The organism is Streptomyces roseolus (genome assembly GCF_014649855.1).
GTDB lineage: Bacteria > Actinomycetota > Actinomycetes > Streptomycetales > Streptomycetaceae > Streptomyces > Streptomyces roseolus.
In genome coordinates this window covers 231,732-252,415 of record NZ_BMTV01000010.1, presented here as the reverse complement: position 1 = coordinate 252,415, position 20,684 = coordinate 231,732, and the positions used below count along the sequence as shown (strand labels likewise).

Here is a 20,684-nt window from a genome sequence, read left to right as displayed (position 1 = left end):
GCGGCGAACGGAGGGGGACCGGTGAACCCGAAGAACACCACGGTGGCCGCCGCGCTGGTCGGAGGCTACCTGTTGGGCAGGACGCGGAAGGCCCGGCTGGCCATGGGGGTGGGGCTGTTCCTCGCCGGCCGGAAGCTGGATCCCGACCCCCGGCGGATCGGCCGGCTGATCGCCGCGTCCCCGGCGGCGGGGGCGCTGGGCGAGCACTTCCGCCGGGAGGTGGTCGAGGCCACAAAGACCGCGGCGACCGAGGCGCTCGCCCAGCGGACCACGCATCTGGCGGACTCCCTGCGGAGGCGTACGAAGGCGCTCGGAGGCGGGGACGCCGAGCCGGAGACGACACCGGGCACCGGGAAGACCACGCGCCGGTCCTCGCCCCGCGGCCGGTCCGGGGGCTCGGGCAGGGCCCGTTCCTCGCAGGCGTCCGGCAAGAGGAGCAGCCCGTCCCGGAAACCCTCGGAATCCCGTACGCGCAAGGGCGGGGGCGAGGACGATGGGTGACACGGCCCTGGACAGGAACGAGAAGGGCCTGCTGGAGGGCCCGGCGGCCGAACGGCTCAAGGAAGAGCTCCGGCTGTACGTGACGGCACGCTTCGAGGCCGCCGCGACGCGCCTCGGGGAACGCCTCGGCGAGACCCTCGCGGGGCTGGCCGAACCGGGCGCCGGGCGAGACGCCCTCGTGAAGGGCCTGGAGCGAGGAAGGCGTGCCCTCGGTGAGGGGAAGACGCCGCTGCGGGCCGCCCTGACGGTCGGCGCGCGCGCCGCCAAGGACTCCGTCGGGAAGAAGGCGGTCGAGGCCGTCGGCGGAGGCCGCGGGCCGGACGGCGGCTCCGCGAAGCGCGTGACGGTCGCCGAGGACGTCGACGTGGGGGTTCCCGTGGACGAGGCGTACGACCAGTGGACGCGGTTCCAGGAGCGCGGCGGCTTCGCCCGGGGCGTCGTCGACACCGAGGAGATCCTGGACAAGCGCATCGCCTGGAGCGCGCGAACCGCGAGGGGCACCGTCCACGGAGTCGTCACCTTCCATCGGCTCACCGACGACCTCACCCGGGTCCTCCTCGTCCTGGAGTACGCGCCCCGGGGCCTGCTGGGAAGGGTGGGAAACGTCTGGCACGCCCCGGGCAGGCGTGCCCGCCTGCACCTGGAGCGCTACCGCGCGCATCTCATGCTGCGGGGCGAGGGCGAAGGCGTCGTGGACGAGGTCGACGCGGACGAGGTCGACGCGGACGAGGTCGACGCGGACGAGCAGGAAGCCGAGGACGACCTGTACGAGGACGAAGCGGAGGCGGAGGAGGCGGAGTTCCACGACGAGGACTCCGTCGCGGCCGACCGCTGACGCCGGCCGCGGCCACCGGCCACGGCCACCAACCGCCGACCACCGACCACCGACCACCGACCACCAGCAGAAGCACCACCCAGGACAGGAGTGCACCGTGTCCGAGACCTTCGCGGGCCGCCTGCCGGGCTCGCCCCATGCCGGACCGCCGAGCAGCCGTCAGGGCTCGTCCGCGAACCTCGCGGACATCCTGGAGCGCGTGCTCGACAAGGGCATCGTGATCGCCGGCGACATCCAGATCAACCTTCTCGACATCGAGTTGCTGACCATCAAGCTCCGCCTGCTGGTCGCCTCCGTCGACAAGGCGAAGGAGATGGGGATCGACTGGTGGGAGCACGATCCCTCGCTCTCCTCGCGGGCGCGCGCGCCGGACCCCCTCGACGGCCGGGCCCACCGGGAGCGGCAACTGGTCGACGAGAACGAGCTGTTGCGCGCGGAGCTCGCCCGCCTGCGGAACGGCGAACGGAAGGCCGTCACGGAAGAAGGAACGGAGGAAGCAGGATGAGCACGACCGAGCGGACCGACGCCCGGACCGACGCCCGGACCGACGCCCGGACGGACGGCCGGACCGGCGCCCGGGCCGCGTCGCGGGAGCGTGCGTCCGAGGAGTCCGTCCTCCCTCGCCTCCCGCCCCGGGAGGCCCCCATCCGCGTGTACGTCTACGGCATCAGCCGGGACGACGGAAGTCTCGTCCCCCTCGCGGGAGCCGGCGGCGGGGTGGACGGGCACGACGTGCGGCTGGTCGCGGAGGGCGGCCTCGTGGCCTTGGTGTCGGCGGTGCCGGCCGAGGCCTTCGACGAGGAGCCGTTGCGCCGTCGGCTGGAGCGGCTCCCCGGACTGGAGGAGCTCGCCCGCGCCCACCACGCCGTCGTCGACGCGGCCTTCGCGCGGGCCCCGGTCCTCCCCCTCCGCCTGGCCACGGTGTACACCGGCGAGGAACGGGTGCGCGGGATGCTCCTCGCGCACCGGGACGCCTTCACCGAGATGCTGACGTGGCTCGACGGCCACGTGGAACTGGGGCTGAAGGTCTTCGTGGACCCCGCCGCCGCGTCCTCCGCCGCCCACCCCTCCCCCGAGCCCGCGCCGGAGCCGACGAGCCCCGGCAGGGAGTACCTCCTGCGGCGCCGGCGGCAGCGACGCGGCACCGAGGACCTCTGGCGGGCGGCCGAGGCGGTCACGGCGCAGGTGACGCGGGCGGTCCAGGACACCGTGCGGGCCGCCGTCGCCCACCCCGCGCAGCAGGGCGAGCTGTCCGCCGGGCGCGGTGTGAACGTCGCCAACCACGCCTGTCTGGTGCCCGCGAACACCGAGGCGCGGTTCCGGGCGGAGGCGGAGGCGGCCGGGAGCGGGGTGACGGGCGTCCGGGTCGAGGTCACCGGGCCGTGGGCGCCGTACTCCTTCGCCTCGCCCGTCGCCGAGGGGGGCGAAGGGGGTGCGCCGCCCCGATGAACACCCCCCGCGTGGCCGACGGGCGGCCCGAGCGGCGCGAACGGGGCGAACGGCTCACCGAGTCGCCGCTCGGGCCGCCGGTCGGCCCGCCGGTCGCCCTGATCGACCTGCTGGACCGCCTGTTGACCGGAGGCGCGGTCCTGACCGGCGACCTCGTCCTGTCCATCGCCGACGTGGACCTCGTCCACATCAACCTGCGGGCGGTCATCCGGTCGGTCACCGCCGATGACCCGACGCCCTGGGCGCGCGTCGTCGGACCCGAGCGCCGCGAGGAGGACACCGCATGAGCCCGGACCACGGGAGGCACGACCTGGTGGAACGTCCGGGGGAACCGGACGGCGCCACCGGGGGCCACGCCCTCACGCAGCGGCTCTCCACGGACCCCGACACGGTGGAGCGGGACCTGATCAAACTCGTCCTGACGATCGTGGAGTTGCTGCGCCAGCTGATGGAACGCACCGCCGTCCACCGCGTCGACCAGGGAGACCTCGACGAAGAGGAGGAAGAGCGCGTCGGCATGACGCTGATGATCCTGGAGGAACGCATGGAAGAACTGTGCGGGCGGTACGGGCTGACCATGGACGACCTGAACCTGGACCTCGGCCCCCTCGGTTCGCTTCTGCCCCGGGATCCCCGGGGCCCGGACGGCCGGTGAGCGGTTCCGCGCCGTGGACGCGCGACCGGCCGACCGCTCGTTTCAACTGCTCGACAGAGGCAAGGAGGAATGCCATGACTACATCGAACGGGAGTTCCGACAGTTCCGCGAGCGCCGACGGCACGCCGTCGGCGAAGAGGTCCTCGTCTCGGGGCAAGTCCACCGCACGGGCCTCCAAACGGGCCGCTTCGACCGGGGAGCGCACCCGCTCGAAGGCCTCCGCGGCCACGAACGGGGCGAAGTCCGCCGCTCGGGAGGCGAGTGAGACCACGACCGGCGGCGCGGTGGCGAACGGCCTGCGGACGGGCCGGGAGGCCGTCACGGAGAACGCCACGAAGGTGGCGTCCGCCGCCACCACGGCCTGGGCCGTCGCCAAGAACCGCAAGGCCGTCGCGGCGGGAGTGGCGGCGGGGCTCGCCGGGGTCGCCGGCGCCGCCTTCGCGGCCGGCCGCGCGACCGCCCGGCCGGCCGTCGGCCCGCTGACCCGCCTCGCCGGAGGACGGATCTGACCGCCTCCTCCGTGAGGGCCCCGCGCCCGCACGGCAACCCCTTTCCCGGTCCGCTCCGCACCCGTCGGAGCGGACCGGCGGCATGAGAGGCCCCGCCCGCGCCGGCCGACGGCCCGGTAGGCCGGGGAGCCCGCGGGCTCCCCGGCCAGGTCCCCACGGGAGCCCGGGAGGCCCCCGTCACCTGCTCCGGGCGGCCTCGGCGAAGTAGGCGGCCACGTCCTCCCGGTACTGCCCGTCGGCTCGCTCGGTCTCGGAGAGGTGCTGCGGGGCGTCCTCCACCTGCCCTCGCGTGAGGGCCAGCCGTACGGTCCTCGCCTCCGGTTCGCACCGGACGACCGCGCTCGCGGGGATCAGCAGCTTTCCGAAGATCCACGCTCCCGCGTCCAGGACCAGCCAGGCGTCGCCCGCGTCCTCCGACTGCTCGTCCACGCGTCCCACGAACCCGTCGGTCGCCATCACGCTCCAGCCGGCCAGGTCCATCCCGGTCCGGTGCCCACAGGTCGGGCTGTACTCCCACAGGTCGTCCGCCACCACGGTCCTCCTTCGCTCTCGGGCCCGGCACGGACGCGATCCGTTCCGCCCGGCCGGTCGAGTGACCGCGTGCCCGCCGCTCCGGCGCCGACACCCCCTCGGAAGGCCCGGCCGCACCGCCCGGCACGGTCCCGGTCGGTGCGATCAGCCCAGGAAGCTCAGCCGCACCTGCCGCTGGGGGTTGTCCTTGTTGGTGTCCGCCAACCTCCGTTAGGACAACCCAGACCCTACCGTCGCAGCACATGCCCTCAACACCGGGTGCAGCCTGTCATCCGGCCGGCCGACCACGGGGAAGACGCCCGGGCGCGCCTTGAACAGTCTGGTTTCGCTGGAGAACCCCCGGACGCCGCCTCGCCACCGAAAAGGGATCATTCCCTATTGAAGCGTCGATATCCGGCCATGCGGCCGCCCGGCTCAGGCTCGATCGGTGTCCCTCGGGACGGTCGGAGAGGTGCCCTCGGCCGAGCCGCGCCGGGGGACTCTGCCCTCGTCGGCGCGGCTCGACAGCGCTCAGTTGATGGTGAGGGTGGCGGCACTGTCGATCCGGGAGACCGTCCCCAGGCCAAGAGTGCACGCGAGCACGTCCGCCGAGGGAGCGACCAGTTGATACACGACCGTGTCGCCGGCGAAGAGACCTGATGTGACGGTGCCCGTCACCGTGGTGGTGAGCGCGGAGGCGGCCAGGTTGACGGTCCTGGTCCCGGTGACGACGGTGGTGGCACCGTTGTTCCAGGTGAAGCTGATCGTGGTGGGGGCGGAGTTGAGGAGAGTGAGACACGAGTAGGACGGGATGGTGACCTGGTGAACCGTGACGGGAGCCGAGTTGATCGCCGGCACGCTGAGCGACGTGCAGTTGTTGAGATCCCGGGTGATGGTCACGGTGGTGTTCGCCGGCGTCAGGCCCAGGGGCGGCGAGTACGTCGAGGAGTCGTTGCTGGGTACCGTGCAGAGGATGTCTCCCGGTGCCGCCTGCGCCGGTGGAGCTGCCGTCACCAGGACTGCGGCCAGAGTCAGCGCACTGATCAGACCGAGGCGAGATTTCTGCTTCATGGGGGTCCCTTTCTCGGGCACGCGCCGGTCGGGCATGCGCTTTCCTCGCGCGCTGTTTCAGATCTGGTGAAGCGCCCCGAACCTTTGAGCGAGGCCCTGCATGTCGGCCATGCTGTTCGAAGCCGGTGGCCGTGAACGGAGGAGTACGGCGGCGCTCGGCTCAGCGGCGTCAGATGATCTGGACGCTCAGCACTCCGGAGGAGGTGCTGAGCCCCTCGGGGGTGGTGCACCGGAGGCTTTCCGTGGGCGACGGCACCAGGGCGATCTCGACGGAAATCTGTGAGCCTTGGAAGTCACCGGACCGGACCTCACCCGTGAGGAGGAGCACGGAGACGCCACCGGGGCGGAGGCTGACCCCGCCGGTGAAGTCGAACGCGGTGGCATCCGTCTGGGGGTTCGACCAGTTGATCACGCCGGAACCGGAGGAGTTGCCGCCGGTGCACGCGAGCTGACCTTGGCCCTGGAAGCTGATGCTTCCTCCGGTGTGCTGGAGGTCGGTACCCGTGCAAGGGCCGACAGCTCCAGAAGCCGTGACGATGACCTGCTGTTCGGTGAGGGTCAGCCCGGGCTGGTAGGTCGCTGTCTCGTACCCGGCACAGGCGAGGACGGAGGCAGAAGCCCGGGCGGCAGCGGGGCCGGCGGACAGCCCTGCCGCGATCAGGGCGAGTCCTGCGGCGGCGGTGGCCGTCGTGCCGGGGCGTGGTCGACGGTTGGACATGAGAGTCTCCTTGTCCTCGGTGCGCGGCGCGCCGCGCCCACACAGCATGCCGATGCTTCGGCCGGACGGGCAGCTGCAGTTCAGGACAGACGTGCGGAGGCAGGTGTTGTCCGTGCATTCTGTGCGTTGCGGCGACCTCGGAGGCGTTCGACTCCAGTGGACTCCGCACCTGGAGCGCAGTGGTTCCGCTCTCCAGCTTCATCAGCCCGCCGCACAGCAGGCGACCACAGGTGACGCCCGGCAGAATGTCGGGAATTCGCCTTGCAGATGTCATGGGCGTCGGCCTAAGGCAGATTGAGGAGCACAGAGACGGCGTCGCCTGCCGCGCTTCTTTCGACCACGTATTGCAACGCCTGGTCAAGGGCGGAGAAGCGTCGGTCCGTGGCATGGGGCGCATAGGTGACGATGTCGCGTTCGGAGTGCTGGGAGATCTCGGGGCGGCCGGTGAGTCCGACCAGCGCAGTGCGGCACGTCCGAAGGCGGCGAGCACAGCCCCCAGGCCGTCCGGCGTCAGGGGCAGCGTCGTGAGGGCGGGCCGGAGGATGACTGCCGGAAGTCCCTCAGGATGATCCGCTTCTTGACTCGCAGGAGTTGGCACACCCCGAAGTGCGTGTAGTGACCTCACTGTTGAAGGCGACCGCCAGACAGGAAGGTGTCTCGGGCGCGACGAGGAGCGTTTCGGGTGGGCCATCGTGACGCTTCCGGCCGAACGTCCCAGGGCTTCTGGAATCCGAACGCGGAAGGAATCTTGATGACCGCCTCCTCTTCCAGGGCTGTCGCCGGGAGGCCAGTGTCCATCGACACGCGTTCAACGTCCGCGCACATTCAACAGGTTCGTCCGTCGCGGCGCCCCTGGAAGAGCCCTCATTGGGTCAGTCTCGGATCACGGCTTCCTTGGGGGCCACGCGCAGTCCGCGTGAGTCCCGTTTCCGCTGCGGCCGTGCCCCGTACGTCTCTGGACTGTCTCCGCCGGAAGGGTCAGATGCACACCAGCCTCACGCGCGACGTGGTCCGTCCCCCCGCCCGAGGGAGATCGGTCCACCTGTTCCCAGGGCAGGGGAACTTCTCCGTCGGCTCGCTGACGCGCGCCGTGCGCACGGAGAACCGCCTCTTCTCGGCTGCCCGTCAGGTGTTCCTCGAGATCGACGATGTCGCGGTGGGGTGCGGTCTTCCGCAGCTCGGTCCGTGGCTGCTGGGACCGAACCCGCCGAGTGGGCTCGATCTCGCGAACGCACCGACAGGAAGCTCCCAGCTTGCCTTGTTCGGTGCCTCGATGGCGGTGCACCACGCGCTGTGCGGCGCCTACGGACCACCGGGGATCGTCGTCGGTGTGAGCTTCGGCGAGATCGCCGCGCTGACCGCCGCCGGGGTCCTCAGCCTTCCCGACGGCGCCCGCGCGGCCTACGACCTCTCCCTCGTGCTCGCCTCGTGCGCCGGTGGGCTCACGCTGCTCTCCTGCTCCGAGGATTCCGCCCGTCGACTGCTGGAGCGTTCCGGGGCGGGGAACACGGTCATGGCCGTGGTCAACGACGACCGGTCGGTGGTGCTCTCGGGCCCTGTGTCGGAGCTGGACGGGGTGGAGAAGACGGCCGCGGAATCCGACGTGGTCGCCGTGCGCCTGCGTCTGCCGTTCTCCTCCCACCATCCGTCCCTCGCCCCCCAGGCCGAGGCGTTCGCCGAGTCATTGCGCGTCCGCGCCTGGTCCGAGGCCCGCGTGCCCGTCTACTCCGCCGTGGCCGGCCGCTGCTACCGCCCGGACGACGATCTGCCCAGGCGGCTGGCCGACTGCCTGGTCCGGCCCGCCGCCGTCCCCCACATCCTGCGCCAGGTGGTCCTGCACCGACCGGCCGTCCTCTTCGAGGCGGGCACCGGAGACGCGCTGGCCTCCAGCGCCCGGAGAGTACTGGCCGGATGCACCGAAGCGCCCGTTCACGCCCCCCTCGCCGAGCCCGACTTCCCTTGGTGACCCCGCCCCCGACCCGGAGAACCAGCGATGCCCATCGCGTCCCTGTCCACGGCCGCCCGTGAAGAGGTTCGACGTCTCCTCCACGGCCCCTGCGACTCCTCCTTCCTCTCCTCGCTGCACAAGGCGCTCTCCGCCGACGCCTGGTCCGATGCGGCAAGAGGAGATGCCCCCGGCGACCACTTGCTCCGCCGACTGGGGCGGCTGGGCGATCTCCTCCCGGCGGGGGACCGCCTCTTCGAGGACCCTGCCCGGCTCTCCACCGTCCACGCCTGGGCCGCGGTGGCCGACCCCTCCCTCTGCCTGGCGGCCCTCGTCCACCACACGCTTTGCCTGGGATCCATGGTCCGGCTCACGGACGAGCCGGGCGAACGCCTGAAGCGGAGGATGGAGGCCTTGCGGAGCGGGCGGGTCAAGGGGGCCTATCTCATCACCGAGGCCGGGCAGGCCAACAGTCACCTCGCGACCCGGACACGCGCGGAGTTCGACCGGGACACCGGCGAGTTCGTCCTGCACACGCCGGACCCGCAGGCCGCCAAGTTCGGCAGCGCGGGGACCCTGGACGTGCCGCAGACGGCGGTGGTACTCGCGCGTCTGGTCGTCGACGGTGAGGACCGCGGGGTCTTCGCGTTCGTGGTCGACCTGACCGGTGACGACGGACCGCTGCCCGGCATCGAGGTGTCCTCGCCGCTCGGGCTGGACGCGTTGCCCCTCGACTACGTCCTCGTGCGCTTCCACCACGTCCGGGTGCCGTACGCCGACTGGCTCGCCGACGGTGCGGGCATCGGGAGCGACGGCGGATTCCACGACCCGGCCGGATCGAGCGGACGGCGCCTGCAGCACACCCTTCGCGTAGGGCAGGGCCTGTGGGCGACCATGCCTGCGGTCGCGGCCGCGACCGCACGCCAGTCGGCCGTGCAGGCCGTCAACTACGCGCGGCAGCGCCGTACCCAGAGCAGTCTGGCTCCCGGGGCCCCTCTCCTCGCCTACCGGACGCAGCAGCGGGCCGTACTGGGAGCGTTGGCGGACGCCTTCGCCCTGACATGCGCCGCCGGTGGAGCGCGCGCCGTGTGGACGGACTCTCTCGCCGCCCCGATGGCACCGGCCGGGGAGGAAGCCGGGGCGATGGGGTTCACGCCGTGGGCGGCCGTCAGCCGCCCGCTGGCCGCCTACAAGGCCGTCGCGGTCCGGCTGGCCGCGCGGGTCACGGCCGACTGCCAGAGCCGCTGCGGCTTCTCCGGGCACCTGGACGTGAACCGTCTGGCCGCCTACCACGGTTTCCACCACGCCTTCGACGCCGCCGGCGGGGACAGCCAGCTCGTCTTCTACGACATCGGCCGCTCCCTCACCGAGGAGGCCGTGACGGCGGGCATGGCACCTCCGGCGCCGTCTGCGACGTCCCCGCGCTGGTGGCCCGTGACGGCACGCCGGCACCAGGACGGCCTGACCCGGCACCTGTCGGAACGCCTGCGCGCCATGGATCCGAGCGACCCGTTCGACGCCTGGAACCCGCTGCTGGAAGACGCGGGCATCCTCGGCGAGCTCTACGCGAACGCGCTCGTGGCAGAAGACGTGGCACGGACGGTGGACGGGATACACGATCACGGCCTGGCCCAGGTCCTTCGGCCGTTGGCGGCACTGCACGGCGTCATGGCCGCCCGCCGTTGGTCCGGCTCCCTGCTTGCCCACGGAACGCTGCGACCGGCGGACGTCCAGGAGCTGACGGACGTGGCCGACGAGCTCTGTGACGCGATCGTGCCCCATCTTCCCCTGCTGACACAGGCGTTCGCCCATCCCGAAGACATCGTGGCCGCCCCCCTGGCCGCCACGGACTACGACACCGCGCTGAGGGCCACCCTCAGCTGGACCCGAGGAGGTGCGCGATGACGGGCGGACGCCGCATCGGCGTGCTCGGCATGGGCACCCACCTGCCCCCCACCGTACGCACCAACACCGAGGTCGCCGAGAGCGCCGGCGTGACGGCGCAATGGATCAGCGAACGCACCGGAGTACTGAGGCGGCACGTGGCCGGCCCGCACGAGGCGGCCTCGGACCTGGCGGCGCAGGCGGTATCCTCGGCGGCCGAAGCGGCCGGAGTCGACGTCGCCGACATCGGTCTGCTGATCTGCGGCACCTCGACCCCCGACGAGCTGGGGCCCTCGACCGCCTGCCGGATCCAGACCCTGGTGGGCGCCTCCGGTGCCGTCGCCCTCGACGTCAGCGCCGCCTGCTCCGGGTGGCTGTTCGCGGCCAAGGTGGCCCACGACTGGCTCCGGGGCACCGACGAGATCCGGTACGCGGCGGTGGTGGGCGTCGAGGTCTACTCGAAGTTCCTCGACCCCGCCGACCGGGGCACCGCCGTCCTGTTCGCCGACGGTGCCGCCGCGGCCGTCCTGGGGCCGGTGCCCGCCTCCCAGGGCTTCACGCACTTCAGTCTCGGTTCCGACGGGACCCTCGCCGACCGTGTCCTGATCCCCGCCGGGGGCAGTCGGTTCCCCGCCAGCGCGGCCACGCTCGCCGACCGCGCGCACTGCATCCGCATGGACGGCCGCACCATCGGCCGGTTCATCACGGACGTCTTCCCCCGGTTGATCACCGACGCCCTCGACCGCGGCGGGCTCGGCATCCAGGACGTGGACTGCGTCGTCGCCCACCAGCCCAACCCCGTGCTGCTCAGGCGTATCGGCGCCGACCTGGGCATCCCCGCCGACCGCCTGGTGGTCGTCGGCGACGAGGTCGGCAACATCGGTGCGGCCAGCACGCCGTACGCGCTGGCCCGCGCCGCGGCCCGCGGTCGGCTGAGGCCCGGCGACAGGGTCCTGCTGGCCGTGTTCGGCGCCGGCATGACCTGGGGCAGCGCCCTCCTCACCTGGAGCGGGGCACGAGCCGTTCCCGCGCAGACGCCCACCACGCCCCCACCCGGCGCGACCGGAACCCCGCACGCGGGACCATCCGAATCCGAAGGAGCCCATCGATGAACGCCATGAACCTCTTCCGCCTGGACGGCGCCCGCGCGCTGGTGACGGGCGCGTCCCGCGGCATCGGAAAGGCCGTCGCCGAGGCGCTGGCCGACGCGGGCTGCGACGTGGTGGTGACCGCCCGGACGCCGTCCGCCCTCGACGACACCGTGCGGGCGGTGGAGGAGCGGGGCCGCAAGGCCGTGGTGCTCGCCGGAGACCTCGCCGAGCCGGGCGTCGCGGCGGACCTCGTCGACGGGGCGTCCGCCGCCCTGGGCGGCCTGGACGTCGTCGTCCACAACGCCGGCACCCTCCCCACCGCGGAGGACGGCAGCCCCCTGATGGCACCGCTGCAGCACGCCCGCCAGCAGGACTGGGACACAGTCGTCACCGTCAACCTCAACGCCACGGCCGCGTTGTGCCGGGCCGCCCACCCCCACCTGGCCGACTCGGACCGCGCCAGCCTGGTCCTGATGTCCTCGGTCGCCGGGCTCGTCGGCACTCCGATGATGGAGGCGTACGCCGCCACCAAGGCCGCCCAGGTATCCCTCGCCCGCAGCCTCGCGGTCGGCTGGGCGCGCCAGGGCATCCGCGTCAACGCCCTCTGCCCCGGCTGGACCCGCACCGACATGACGGCCTTCGCCAGCGGTACCGGCCCTCTGTCGGACTGGCTGACCAGCCACGTCCCGCTCGGCCGGTGGGCCACCGTGGACGAGGTGGTCGGAGGCGCTCTCTTCCTCGCCTCCCCGGCCGCGTCGTTCGTGACCGGGCACGCCCTCGTCGTCGACGGCGGCCTCGCCGTACCCGACGGCGGCCTGGCCGGGTACCCCAAGCCCCCCTCTCCCTTCGCCGCGGCATGAACCCCGACGAGACGGCCGACATGCCCCGAGCCGCAACCACCGCCGTCATCACCGGCATCGGAGCCTGCCTTCCGCCACGCGTCGTCGACAACGACACGGTCATCGCGCGCGGAGGTCTGCGCACGGACGACACCTGGATCCGCGACCGCACCGGCATCGTCCACCGGCGGCACGCGGATCCGGGCACCAGCACCGGCGACCTCGCCGTCGGAGCCGGACGGGCCGCCCTCCTCTCAGCAGGCGTCCCCCGCCCCGAGACGCTTCTCCTGGCTACCAGCACACCCGACCACCCCTGCCCCGCCACCGCTCCCGCGGTCGCCCACCGGCTCGGCCTGGGCGCGATCCCCGCCTTCGACATCTCGGCCGTCTGCTCCGGCTTCCTCTACGCCCTGGCCACGGCGACCGCCCTGATCCGCGGCGGCATGTGCTCCACCGTCCTGGTGATCGCCGCCGAGACGTACACGACCATCGTCGACCCCGCGGACCGGGAGACCGCGCCGATCTTCGGCGACGGTGCCGGAGCCGTGCTGCTGGCTCGGGGTGCCCCGTACGATCCCGGAGCCGTCACGGCCGTCGACCTCGGAGCCGACGGGAGCGGCAGCCACCTCATCACCGTCCCGCACGGCGGGTCCAGGCACCCGCGCCACCTGCCGCCGCCCGGCCCGGACGCCCGGTACTTCCACATGCAGGGCCGCGCGGTCTACGCCCACGCGGTCCGGCGGATGACGCAGTCGGCGAGCGCCGTCCTGGGCCGGGCCGGCTGGGCGCCGGACAGCGTACGGGCGTTCGTCGGCCACCAGGCCAACCAGCGAATCCTGGACTCGGTCGGCGACCGTCTGGGCATCGCGCCCGTCCACAGGTTCGGCAACATCGGCGAACTCGGCAACACCGCGGCCGCCTCCATCCCCCTGGTTCTGGCCGACCCAGCCGTTCACCAGGCCGTCGCCCCCGGCGCGCGGTCACTGCTCACCGCCTTCGGCGGCGGACTCACCTGGGCCTCCGCCACGCTGAACTGGCCCGCCGCCGTCCCCAGGTCGGAAGAACCGCCGTCCGGCCCTGACACCACGCCCCTCTACACCTCCGACCTCTCAAGGAGCCATCCGTGGACCGCGTCTACGACCATCTCGTGACCCTTCTCGTCGACAAGTTCGAGGTCGACGGCGACCGCATCGGACCCAGCGCCACCCTCGGCGAACTGGATCTGGACTCCCTTGCCGTGGTGGAGCTGTACGTCACCTTGCAGGAGCAGTGGAGGATCCCCCTCGACGACTCCGCCGCGAACAGCGAACTCACCGTCGGCGAGGTGGCCGGTTCGGTGGCCGCCCTCCTGGCCGAGCCGGCGTCCGGACACGAGGCCGCACAGTGAGCGACACGATCGCCGTCACCGGCGTCGGTCTGGTGACGGCCGGCGGCACCGGAACGGACGCCACCTGGAAGGCCGTGCGCGCCGGCACGTCCACCGCACGGACCGACCCCGTCCTCGGCGGTGGTCCGGTGACCATGTCCTGCCGCGTGCCGACCATGGAGCCCGGACCGGGACGTCTCTGGCGCTTCGACCCCGCCACCCGCTTCCTGCTCACCGCTGCTCGGGAGGCCCTCGGCACGGCCCGGCTGGAACCCGCCGCCTGGGACTCCTCGCGCGTGGCCGTCGTCGTCGGCACCGCGGCCGGTGGCATCGGGTCCCTGGAGGCCCAGCACCGCAAACTCCTCACCGGCGGGTACGGGGTGGTCTCCCCCATGACGCTGCCGGCCTACCTCCCCAACATGGCCGCCGGTCACCTCGCTCTCGAACTCGGCGTCACCGGCCCCGCCCTGCAGACGTCCACCGCCTGTGCCTCGGGAGCCACCGCCCTCGTCACCGCCAGTCTGCTCCTGGAGTCCGGGGCCTGCGACATCGCCCTCGCGGGGGGCACCGATGCCATGATCACCCCCCTGTGCGCCGCGGCCTTCGCCAAGATGGGCGCGTTGTCCCTCCGGAACGGGGATCCGGAAAGCGCCTCGCGTCCCTTCGACGAGGACCGCGACGGGTTCGTCCTCGGGGAGGGTTCCGGGATGCTCGTCCTGGAGCGCGGCCGGCACGCCGCCGCCCGCGCGGCCCGTCCGCTGGCTCTGCTCGCCGGCCACGGCACCACCAGCGACGCCCACCACCCCACGGCACCGCACCCCGGTGGGGCCGGACTTCGAGCCGCGACCCTGGCAGCCCTGGAACAGACGGGGGCCGGACGGGACGAGGTCGACCACATCAATGCCCACGGCACCGGCACGCCCCTCAACGACCGCGTGGAAGCCACCGTGATCCGGGAGTTGTATCCCGTCCGGCCGCCATCGGTCACAGCGGCCAAAGGGGTGCTGGGCCACACCATGGGGGCTGCGGGAGCCGTCGAGGCCGCCCTCACCGTACTGACCATCGCCCACGGCACCGTGCCGCCCACCGCCAACTTCACCGCACCGGACGACGCCACCGCGGGCATCGACATCGTGGCCACGGACTGCCGCCTCCAGCCCGTCCGTCTGGCGCTCAGCCACTCTCTGGGCTTCGGCGGGCACAACACCGTCCTGGCCTTCGTGTCGCCTTGACCGGGCCCCGTCCGATCTCCCGTGTGGCGGGGCCGTCGCACCCGGCGGGAGGAGCGGCGTCTCGGATCGGCCCTCCTCGGGACCGGTTCCGGCGGGGCGGACCACGCGCCGCATGGTGGTCAGCAGGGTGTCTCGCGTCTCAGCCTCAAGATCCCCGGGCGAGACGACACCGAACGGCTGATCACGGTGAGAGGGCCGAGGCCCGTGAGCGCTTGCTCCACTGCGGAAGCCAGTCGGGCGGGGGCGGTGCGTGCCGGGACGAGGGCGATGGTCGTGGCCGACTCGATGAGGCCGGGGCCCACCTGGTCGAGGCGGTTGATGATCCGCGTGCGGGCGGGGAGGCAGGCCCGGGCGAGGCGAGCGCTGTCGGCGTCGGCGGGCTCCCCGAGTACGAGCGCGACGTCGGCGCCCGTACTCGCGACGGAGGCAGCTGCCGTGCGGTCCGAGGAGCGGTGGCAGAGGGCGTCGAAGTGATGTCCGCGCAGGAGCGGGAAACGCTCCCGTAAGGCGGCGAGAACGGGCATGGCCTCCTCGGCGGGGAGTCCTGGCTGGACGACGAACGAGATCCGTTCCGGCCGGGGCACGTCGAGCGCGGCGGCCTCGACCGCGCTACGGACGACCACCGTGTGGTCCGGGCCTTCGGCCTTGAGGGCCGCCACGGCGTCTTCCGATTCTCCGATCAGGACGACGGTGTCACCTCGCTGTGCGTAGGTGCGCGTGTCCTCCAGGGACATGGCTGCGGCGGGGCACTGCCGGGGCTGCCCGTGAGGGGGCGGAAGCACAGACCGGTGCTCCTGCGTCTGAGAGGGCAGCACGGTCCTCGCATCCCGAGGAGGGGCGAAGTCCAGGCAGAGGCACGGACGCCCGACGTCGGCCACGACCAGCCGGCGCGAGCGCAAGGCGCGGCACCACCGCGCCACCGCGTCCGTTGCGAGGTGAGCTTCGTTCGCGTGCGCGCCGATCGCGAAACCCACTGCCTGACCGGCACGGTCCACGTAGGAGGCGGTGTAGACCTTCGCCGTCCCGGGCCTTGGGGTGTCCTGGAGCGAGAGAGAGGCGCGGCGGATCTTGCCGCCCCCGCGACGCAGGTCCACGGCGATCACGTCCCCCGCGGGGCAGGGGAGTCGGCCCCGCCCCGGCATCGTGAAGTCACGGGCTACCACGATCTCGCCCGGGGGGACGGCCGAGGAGGAGAACGTGCGGAGCTGCAGAGTGCGGTTCATACGCGAGCCTTCGCTTACATGGGACGAACGAGGGCCGGCAACGGACACCAGGCATCACGTGGCGTGGCGGCGTTCTGTTCGAGTGGAGAGGCGTGAGCCGCGCGCCCGGCGCCCGTGTGACGCCACAGCGGTGGCTTCGACGAGGAACGGACGCCCGGCGGCGCGGGGGCACACGGCTACGAGGGTGGGCGAACGCCCCTGCATATCGAGGTGCGGCGGCGGCTTGCAATGGGCGGGACGCCGTCAGGCGCGCCCGCGGCGGCCGAAAGCCGGCATCGGCCGCTCGCGCTCTCACGCCGCGCTGTCCTGTAACCCATGGGCCGCTCCCGCGGTGTTCTCCTTGCCGCCTCGCGTCGAGCTGGCGCCGTAAGGGTAGGGCACCTCTCGACATGACAGGCAGTATGAAATAGGACATTTTCCGATCCTCTTGCCCCGTTCCCATCGAGGTGACTGCAATCGAAAAAACGTTCCTCGTTCATCCATGCACCCGATGAAGAGCGGGCGCCGTTGAAAGGGGAGTCGGAGTCTCCGGCCGCAGCTTCCGGAGCCCCTCACCTCGGGGTGAGTCTGACGGCATATGCCCCTGGCGTACCGCTGGCGAGATGTGCCCCGGGAGTTCCCGGATGCGTGCTTGTCCGTACGCCGAGGCGTACCGCAGCCTGAGCGCAGGAGCCCCGGGGTCTGCGCGACCCCGTGCGGAGGAGGTGCGAGTGTCCTCATACCGGCGCCCCAACCAGGCGCTGCGCGGTTTGCTGGGGGAGGCGGGAATGAGCGCCGCGGAGCTGGCCGCGCGGGTCAACGCGATCGCCGCGGAGAGCGGCCTGGTGCTCGGTTACGACAGATCCGCCGTGGCCCACTGGCTTTCGGGCACACGACCCCGGGACAATGCCACCGCCCTGGTCGTCGAAGCACTGTCCCGGAAGCTCAGGCGCCCGGTGACCCTCGCGGACGCCGGCTTCCTGCCCGTACCACCGGGCCGGAAGGACACGACGCACGGAAGCGCGGCGCCCTTTCGCGAGGACCGGGACGAGGACGCGGCCCATGGCCTCGGACAGCTGGCCACGTGGCCCACCGGCCACACCGTCGGCCGCGAAAGGACCGGACGAGGCGCTCCGTTCCGACTCGCCGCGCTGCGGCTACCTCCTTACGAACAGATCGCCACCAGCCCGCTTCCCGCAGGCGGGCCGCCGGAAGGCACACGCGTCCATGCCTCCGAGGTACAGGGCATCGAGGCCATGGCCCGCGTCTTCCACCACATGGACATCACCTTCGGCGGGGGGCAGGGCCGACGAGCCCTCGTCGCCTACCTCGCCTCCGACGTGCGCCCCCGGCTGCACCGCCCCGCGGCTCCGGCGGTACGACGCCGCCTGCTGACCGCCACCGGCGAACTCGCCTACCTCTGCGGATTCATGCACTTCGACGACGATCTGCAGGGACTCGCCCAGAGGTACTACCTCGTCGCGCTCCGCCTCGCCGCCGAGAACGGCTCCCCGCCCGACTACGCGGTGGCGCTGCGGGCCCTGTCCGTCCAGGCCGACGCCATGGGGCACAGGCGCGAGGCGGTGCGTCTGGCGGAGAGCGCAGCCGCCTGCGTGACGGGACCGCAGCTCCGTCGCGCGTTCGTGTACGGACAGCTCGCCGTCGCCCACGCCGGTGAGGGAGCACGGCACGAGGCGCTACGGGCCCTGGCCCACGCCGAGACCATGATCGAGCGGGCGGGCAGCACGCAGGACACCCCGGTCGGCGCGTACCACCAGGCCTCGCTGCTGCACCAGCAGGCGGTCGTCCGCCTGCGGCTCGGTGACGAACGCGGCGCGGCGACCGCTCTGGCCGCGTCGGTCCGGCACCGGCCCGCGGACGAGCGGCGCGCACGGGCCCTCCTCCTCGCAGACCTCGCCCGCCTGCACCTGCGGGCGCGTCGGCTCACCGAGGCACTGGACGCCTGCCACCGCTTCCTCGACGCCCGTTCCGCCCTCTCGAGCAGCCGAGTGGACAGGGCCTTCACCGACATGCGCGGCCTCCTCCGCCCGTACGGCCGCCACCCCTCGGCTCGCGCTCTGCTGGACCGGGCGGCCCGTACGCCACGCGTGCGCGAGCCGCTCTGACCCCCAGCCGGACGACGACCCACCTGGTCACGCCGCAGCGCCAGGGCCGTGTGGCGCTCGCCGTGGTACGCCTGCCTCACCAGCCGGCCGATCGTTCACACGTCCCGCCAACCGTCATGTTCCCACGCCGTCGTGTCCTGTCGGCCGTCGCACGGGCTGCGGGTGTCTGCCGGGCCGCAGGATCGACTCCTCCGGCCGGGCCGTTCAAGGCCCCGGCCCCCGAGCCGCGAAGACAGCAGCACCGCCCCGACGCTGCGAGATCGGCCACATCAGGACTATCCGAAAAAGGACAGGCGGACCTGACGGTTGACATTGTCTTTATTGGTGTCCGCCAACCTCCGCAAGGACAACCCCAGCCTATCCGGATGGCAACGCACGCCGGTCCAGCCGTGGCCGTCACCTCGCGGGGTGACCGCCACGGCTGAAGCGTCCGCTCGGCATGAGGTGGCAGGCCGTTCCCAGCCCATCACGTCGGCGTCACGGCTTCCTTGCCGGCCCGGATCACGAGTCGTAGCGTTCGGTCACCACCATCGCCGTCCCGGCGAGTACCGCTCCCGCGGGCGCCTCAGCCCACTCGGCGAGCAGCAGCGGCTTCTCGTCCACGGACTTCAGCAAGTGAGCGATCTCCTCGGCGGTCGGCGCGACAGGAAGGGCGCAGCCGACCACGGCGTGGCCTGTCGCGCTGGTGTGGTTCCCGGGCTCCTCCTCGGGATCGTCCGGCACCCAACGCCCGACCTCGATCTCCCACGAAGCCTCGTCGTCGCCCGGTTCCGGCGCTTCGATCGTCAGGTAGAAGCCGTCGGAGTCGTACGGCTCCACGAAGAGGCGACAGCTGGGGTCGTCGAGTGAAGCCCACACGTCGCCGCCCTGGGAGTGCGCGGTGACCAGCACCCGGAGGGCGGCGACCGCCTTCTCCCGTTCCTCCGAGGTGAATCCCGACTCACGTCGGTCGAGCTGCTCGCGCGTCTTGTCGCTCAGCGTGTCCAGTCCGTCGTCGTACTTCACGAAGGGGTGCCCGAACTCCCAGCAGCGCTCGGTCTCCGGATCCTCCTCCGAGGAAGTTCCCGAGAAGTCCGCGAGTCCTGCCTGCAACCCGTGCTTATCTGCCTCCAGTTCGGATCGGATCGCCCTGCTGACCGTGTCGGGGAGAGCCGCCACTGCATTTTCCAGGTCGGCGAGCGCTTGGTGAAGCCGCAGGCAGACGTACTCGTACCACAGACTGTGCGCGCCGCCGAGAAGAGCGGTGCGGGCGGCAGGGTCGGTCAGCGCGGCGAGGTGCGTGCGCGGGTAGTAGCCCACACGCCGTTCCCGGCGGTCGTGGATGCTGACAGGGACGGTGGCGAAGGCGGAGATCCGATTGAGGGCGTCGACGACCGGAACCGCGAGGCGAGGCTCGGCAAGACTCGTTACGGTCTTGGACACGACGCCGTCGGGACCCTGGTAGGTCGCCAGGATCTGGGTTTTTCCACGGGTGGCGTGCTGAGAGTAGATGGTCAAGGAAACGCCTTTCGGCTGTCCGGCACACGACGGCCGGACAGAACAGGTGCACAGGAAGCGGGAAGGAGGTGGTGGCGAGGGCGCTTTCCGACGCTCCGTACCTCAAGACGACTGGAGGTGGCCCAGGTACCGTCCCAGGCTCCATTCCTGCCCGCAGGCTAGCGCATACCCTGCGCGCCGCGAGCAGATACTCTCCCCGCTCGGACGCAAGGACGGGTGACTGGCCAAACCGCGTCGCAACCGGACTCGATGACGCCGCCTGCGGATTGAGACAGGCGTGTCAGTAGCGACGCGCGTCGGACAGTGCGGCGGCGGCACTGCGAACCTCGTCGGCAGCTGAATCGAGTTGCGTTGGCAGATCTGCCAGCCGGGCCAGACTGTTCGCAGCCGCTGCCAGGAGAGGCGCACTGTCTTGAAGGTGTCGCAGACCGTCACTCGCCTCGCGGAGCCAGGGAGCGTTGTCCTGCAAGTGACCGAGCCCTTGGCTTGCCTGGTACAGCATCCACGCCGCGTCCTGGGACACGGGACGCATGCCACGCAGTTCGTCCAGATCCGAGCGGAGCAGGCTCACCAGCGAAGCCAGCTCTGGCATGCGTTCCGCGATCGCCCCGAGGAGCGGGCCAAGCCGCTCGACGTACGCTTCCTGCGCCTCATGGATCATCTCGACCAGCCGCCGCTCCGTGAGCCCCGTAAGACCCGCAAGCGCCTCCTGCCCATCCGCTTCACGCTCGGCTTTCCACTCTTCAAGCAGCGCAACTGTGTACCGCTCACCCTCCGCTCCGTCGACCCGTTTGTGGTGGACGTTGCACAACAGAATCAGATTGGCAAAGCTGTTCCGCTGGTCCACCGTCCAGGTCGGGTCGAACCGCTTACCGTCCGGCTTCAAGGCGCGGATGTGGGCGATGTCCAGGTTCATCACCGGTTCCCCGTCAATCATCCGCACAGTCGGGGCCCCACAGCGTGGCGCGTAGCAGCCGCCACGAGCCAGTGTCATCAACGCCGCCACAGTGGCATTGCTGTAGTTCCGGCGGACCTTTTCTCCCATGGCCGTCCTCATCCTCATCGAGCGACATCACCCAGCAACGTAGCGACCACCACTGACAAACGCCCCGACCTACGCAACACCGCAAGGCCATCCTCGGCAGCGTCGCCGAGTCCCACACTTGGCGGCCTGGTTGCGGGCGGCCGGATTGCCCACGACGGCGATGTGCACGTCGCGTCCGGTCAGCCCGCCGCCGATGCCGGCTGCGTACG

General features: G+C 71.9%; 21 protein-coding genes. 15 read left to right on the top strand and 6 right to left on the bottom strand.

Annotation, left to right across the window (positions count from 1 at the left end; translation table 11 throughout):
- Positions 1-21: 21 nt before the first annotated feature.
- From IE245_RS14880 to IE245_RS14850, 7 genes are all read left to right on the top strand, one after another.
- Positions 22-501 carry a hypothetical protein gene (locus tag IE245_RS14880; RefSeq protein WP_189947457.1) on the top strand — a complete coding sequence of 160 codons (480 nt, stop codon included), beginning with the start codon at positions 22-24 and terminating at the stop codon, positions 499-501.
- The gene (locus IE245_RS14875; RefSeq protein ID WP_189947455.1) at positions 494-1,336 is read left to right on the top strand and encodes an SRPBCC family protein; all 843 of its coding nucleotides are present in this window, start codon (positions 494-496) and stop codon (positions 1,334-1,336) included. The genes IE245_RS14880 and IE245_RS14875 overlap by 8 nt, the downstream gene beginning before the upstream one ends.
- A gap of 97 nt (positions 1,337-1,433) precedes the next feature.
- The gene (locus tag IE245_RS14870; RefSeq protein WP_189947453.1) at positions 1,434-1,841 is read left to right on the top strand and encodes a gas vesicle protein; all 408 of its coding nucleotides are present in this window, start codon (positions 1,434-1,436) and stop codon (positions 1,839-1,841) included.
- Positions 1,838-2,785, top strand: coding sequence for a GvpL/GvpF family gas vesicle protein (locus IE245_RS14865; protein ID WP_189947451.1), 948 nt, complete (start codon positions 1,838-1,840; stop codon positions 2,783-2,785). Before IE245_RS14870 ends, IE245_RS14865 begins: the two co-directional genes overlap by 4 nt.
- Positions 2,782-3,072, top strand: a complete 291-nt coding sequence (locus IE245_RS38045) for a gas vesicle protein (RefSeq protein WP_189947449.1) — start codon at positions 2,782-2,784, stop codon at positions 3,070-3,072. Before IE245_RS14865 ends, IE245_RS38045 begins: the two co-directional genes overlap by 4 nt.
- Entirely contained in the window at positions 3,069-3,440 is a 372-nt protein-coding gene (locus tag IE245_RS14855) for a gas vesicle protein K (protein WP_189947447.1), read from the top strand. Before IE245_RS38045 ends, IE245_RS14855 begins: the two co-directional genes overlap by 4 nt.
- A gap of 74 nt (positions 3,441-3,514) precedes the next feature.
- The gene (locus IE245_RS14850; RefSeq protein WP_189947445.1) at positions 3,515-3,949 is read left to right on the top strand and encodes a hypothetical protein; all 435 of its coding nucleotides are present in this window, start codon (positions 3,515-3,517) and stop codon (positions 3,947-3,949) included.
- Between the two features lie 177 nt (positions 3,950-4,126).
- Here the strand turns inward: IE245_RS14850 and IE245_RS14845 are convergent, their stop codons facing one another.
- The 3 genes from IE245_RS14845 to IE245_RS14835 all read right to left on the bottom strand — a co-directional run bounded on the left by IE245_RS14845 (position 4,127) and on the right by IE245_RS14835 (position 6,248).
- The gene (locus tag IE245_RS14845; RefSeq protein ID WP_229851283.1) at positions 4,127-4,480 is read right to left on the bottom strand and encodes a PRC-barrel domain containing protein; all 354 of its coding nucleotides are present in this window, start codon (positions 4,478-4,480) and stop codon (positions 4,127-4,129) included.
- Between the two features lie 510 nt (positions 4,481-4,990).
- Positions 4,991-5,530: a hypothetical protein gene (locus tag IE245_RS14840; RefSeq protein ID WP_189947442.1), complete on the bottom strand. Its 540-nt coding sequence runs from the start codon at positions 5,528-5,530 to the stop codon at positions 4,991-4,993.
- Positions 5,531-5,699: 169 nt separating this feature from the next.
- Positions 5,700-6,248: a hypothetical protein gene (locus IE245_RS14835; protein WP_189947440.1), complete on the bottom strand. Its 549-nt coding sequence runs from the start codon at positions 6,246-6,248 to the stop codon at positions 5,700-5,702.
- Between the two features lie 751 nt (positions 6,249-6,999).
- On the opposite strand from IE245_RS14835, the gene IE245_RS14830 reads away from it, so the two are divergent.
- The 7 genes from IE245_RS14830 to IE245_RS14800 are packed head-to-tail and all read left to right on the top strand — an operon-like array spanning position 7,000 to position 14,605.
- Positions 7,000-8,214: an acyltransferase domain-containing protein gene (locus IE245_RS14830; protein ID WP_308436611.1), complete on the top strand. Its 1,215-nt coding sequence runs from the start codon at positions 7,000-7,002 to the stop codon at positions 8,212-8,214.
- Positions 8,215-8,241: 27 nt separating this feature from the next.
- Entirely contained in the window at positions 8,242-10,098 is a 1,857-nt protein-coding gene (locus IE245_RS14825; RefSeq protein WP_189947437.1) for an acyl-CoA dehydrogenase, read from the top strand.
- Positions 10,095-11,189: a 3-oxoacyl-ACP synthase III family protein gene (locus tag IE245_RS14820; RefSeq protein WP_189947435.1), complete on the top strand. Its 1,095-nt coding sequence runs from the start codon at positions 10,095-10,097 to the stop codon at positions 11,187-11,189. The genes IE245_RS14825 and IE245_RS14820 overlap by 4 nt, the downstream gene beginning before the upstream one ends.
- Positions 11,186-12,028 carry an SDR family NAD(P)-dependent oxidoreductase gene (locus tag IE245_RS14815; protein WP_189947433.1) on the top strand — a complete coding sequence of 281 codons (843 nt, stop codon included), beginning with the start codon at positions 11,186-11,188 and terminating at the stop codon, positions 12,026-12,028. The genes IE245_RS14820 and IE245_RS14815 overlap by 4 nt, the downstream gene beginning before the upstream one ends.
- A 20-nt stretch (positions 12,029-12,048) precedes the next feature.
- Positions 12,049-13,158: a beta-ketoacyl-ACP synthase III gene (locus IE245_RS14810; protein ID WP_189947431.1), complete on the top strand. Its 1,110-nt coding sequence runs from the start codon at positions 12,049-12,051 to the stop codon at positions 13,156-13,158.
- On the top strand, positions 13,131-13,394 hold the full coding sequence (locus IE245_RS14805) for an acyl carrier protein (RefSeq protein ID WP_189947429.1): 264 nt from the start codon (positions 13,131-13,133) through the stop codon (positions 13,392-13,394). Before IE245_RS14810 ends, IE245_RS14805 begins: the two co-directional genes overlap by 28 nt.
- The gene (locus tag IE245_RS14800) at positions 13,391-14,605 is read left to right on the top strand and encodes a beta-ketoacyl-[acyl-carrier-protein] synthase family protein (RefSeq protein WP_189947427.1); all 1,215 of its coding nucleotides are present in this window, start codon (positions 13,391-13,393) and stop codon (positions 14,603-14,605) included. The genes IE245_RS14805 and IE245_RS14800 overlap by 4 nt, the downstream gene beginning before the upstream one ends.
- Before the next feature lie 119 nt (positions 14,606-14,724).
- Here IE245_RS14800 and IE245_RS37715 read toward each other — a convergent pair whose 3' ends face one another.
- A complete protein-coding gene (locus tag IE245_RS37715) occupies positions 14,725-15,747 on the bottom strand; it encodes a hypothetical protein (RefSeq protein WP_268256559.1) in 1,023 nt (340 codons plus the stop codon).
- 791 nt (positions 15,748-16,538) lie between these two features.
- On the opposite strand from IE245_RS37715, the gene IE245_RS14790 reads away from it, so the two are divergent.
- Positions 16,539-17,933, top strand: coding sequence for an NsdA family TPR-like regulatory protein (locus tag IE245_RS14790; RefSeq protein WP_189947423.1), 1,395 nt, complete (start codon positions 16,539-16,541; stop codon positions 17,931-17,933).
- Positions 17,934-18,434: 501 nt separating this feature from the next.
- Here the strand turns inward: IE245_RS14790 and IE245_RS14785 are convergent.
- Positions 18,435-19,430, bottom strand: a complete 996-nt coding sequence (locus IE245_RS14785; RefSeq protein WP_030492233.1) for a hypothetical protein — start codon at positions 19,428-19,430, stop codon at positions 18,435-18,437.
- Positions 19,431-19,710: 280 nt separating this feature from the next.
- Entirely contained in the window at positions 19,711-20,346 is a 636-nt protein-coding gene (locus IE245_RS14780; protein ID WP_229851281.1) for a hypothetical protein, read from the bottom strand.
- Positions 20,347-20,684 lie beyond the last annotated feature (338 nt).

Bases quoted from the DNA above. Each gene is read 5' to 3' on its own strand.
- IE245_RS14875 (WP_189947455.1), top strand. From the start codon at position 494: ATGGGTGACACGGCCCTGGACAGGAACGAGAAGGGCCTGCTGGAGGGC.
- IE245_RS14865 (WP_189947451.1), top strand. From the start codon at position 1,838: ATGAGCACGACCGAGCGGACCGACGCCCGGACCGACGCCCGGACCGAC.
- IE245_RS38045 (WP_189947449.1), top strand. From the start codon at position 2,782: ATGAACACCCCCCGCGTGGCCGACGGGCGGCCCGAGCGGCGCGAACGG.
- IE245_RS14855 (WP_189947447.1), top strand. From the start codon at position 3,069: ATGAGCCCGGACCACGGGAGGCACGACCTGGTGGAACGTCCGGGGGAA.
- IE245_RS14850 (WP_189947445.1), top strand. From the start codon at position 3,515: ATGACTACATCGAACGGGAGTTCCGACAGTTCCGCGAGCGCCGACGGC.
- IE245_RS14840 (WP_189947442.1), bottom strand. From the start codon at position 5,530: ATGAAGCAGAAATCTCGCCTCGGTCTGATCAGTGCGCTGACTCTGGCC.
- IE245_RS14835 (WP_189947440.1), bottom strand. From the start codon at position 6,248: ATGTCCAACCGTCGACCACGCCCCGGCACGACGGCCACCGCCGCCGCA.
- IE245_RS14830 (WP_308436611.1), top strand. From the start codon at position 7,000: ATGACCGCCTCCTCTTCCAGGGCTGTCGCCGGGAGGCCAGTGTCCATC.
- IE245_RS14825 (WP_189947437.1), top strand. From the start codon at position 8,242: ATGCCCATCGCGTCCCTGTCCACGGCCGCCCGTGAAGAGGTTCGACGT.
- IE245_RS14820 (WP_189947435.1), top strand. From the start codon at position 10,095: ATGACGGGCGGACGCCGCATCGGCGTGCTCGGCATGGGCACCCACCTG.
- IE245_RS14815 (WP_189947433.1), top strand. From the start codon at position 11,186: ATGAACGCCATGAACCTCTTCCGCCTGGACGGCGCCCGCGCGCTGGTG.
- IE245_RS14810 (WP_189947431.1), top strand. From the start codon at position 12,049: ATGCCCCGAGCCGCAACCACCGCCGTCATCACCGGCATCGGAGCCTGC.
- IE245_RS37715 (WP_268256559.1), bottom strand. From the start codon at position 15,747: ATGCCGGGGCGGGGCCGACTCCCCTGCCCCGCGGGGGACGTGATCGCC.
- IE245_RS14780 (WP_229851281.1), bottom strand. From the start codon at position 20,346: ATGAACCTGGACATCGCCCACATCCGCGCCTTGAAGCCGGACGGTAAG.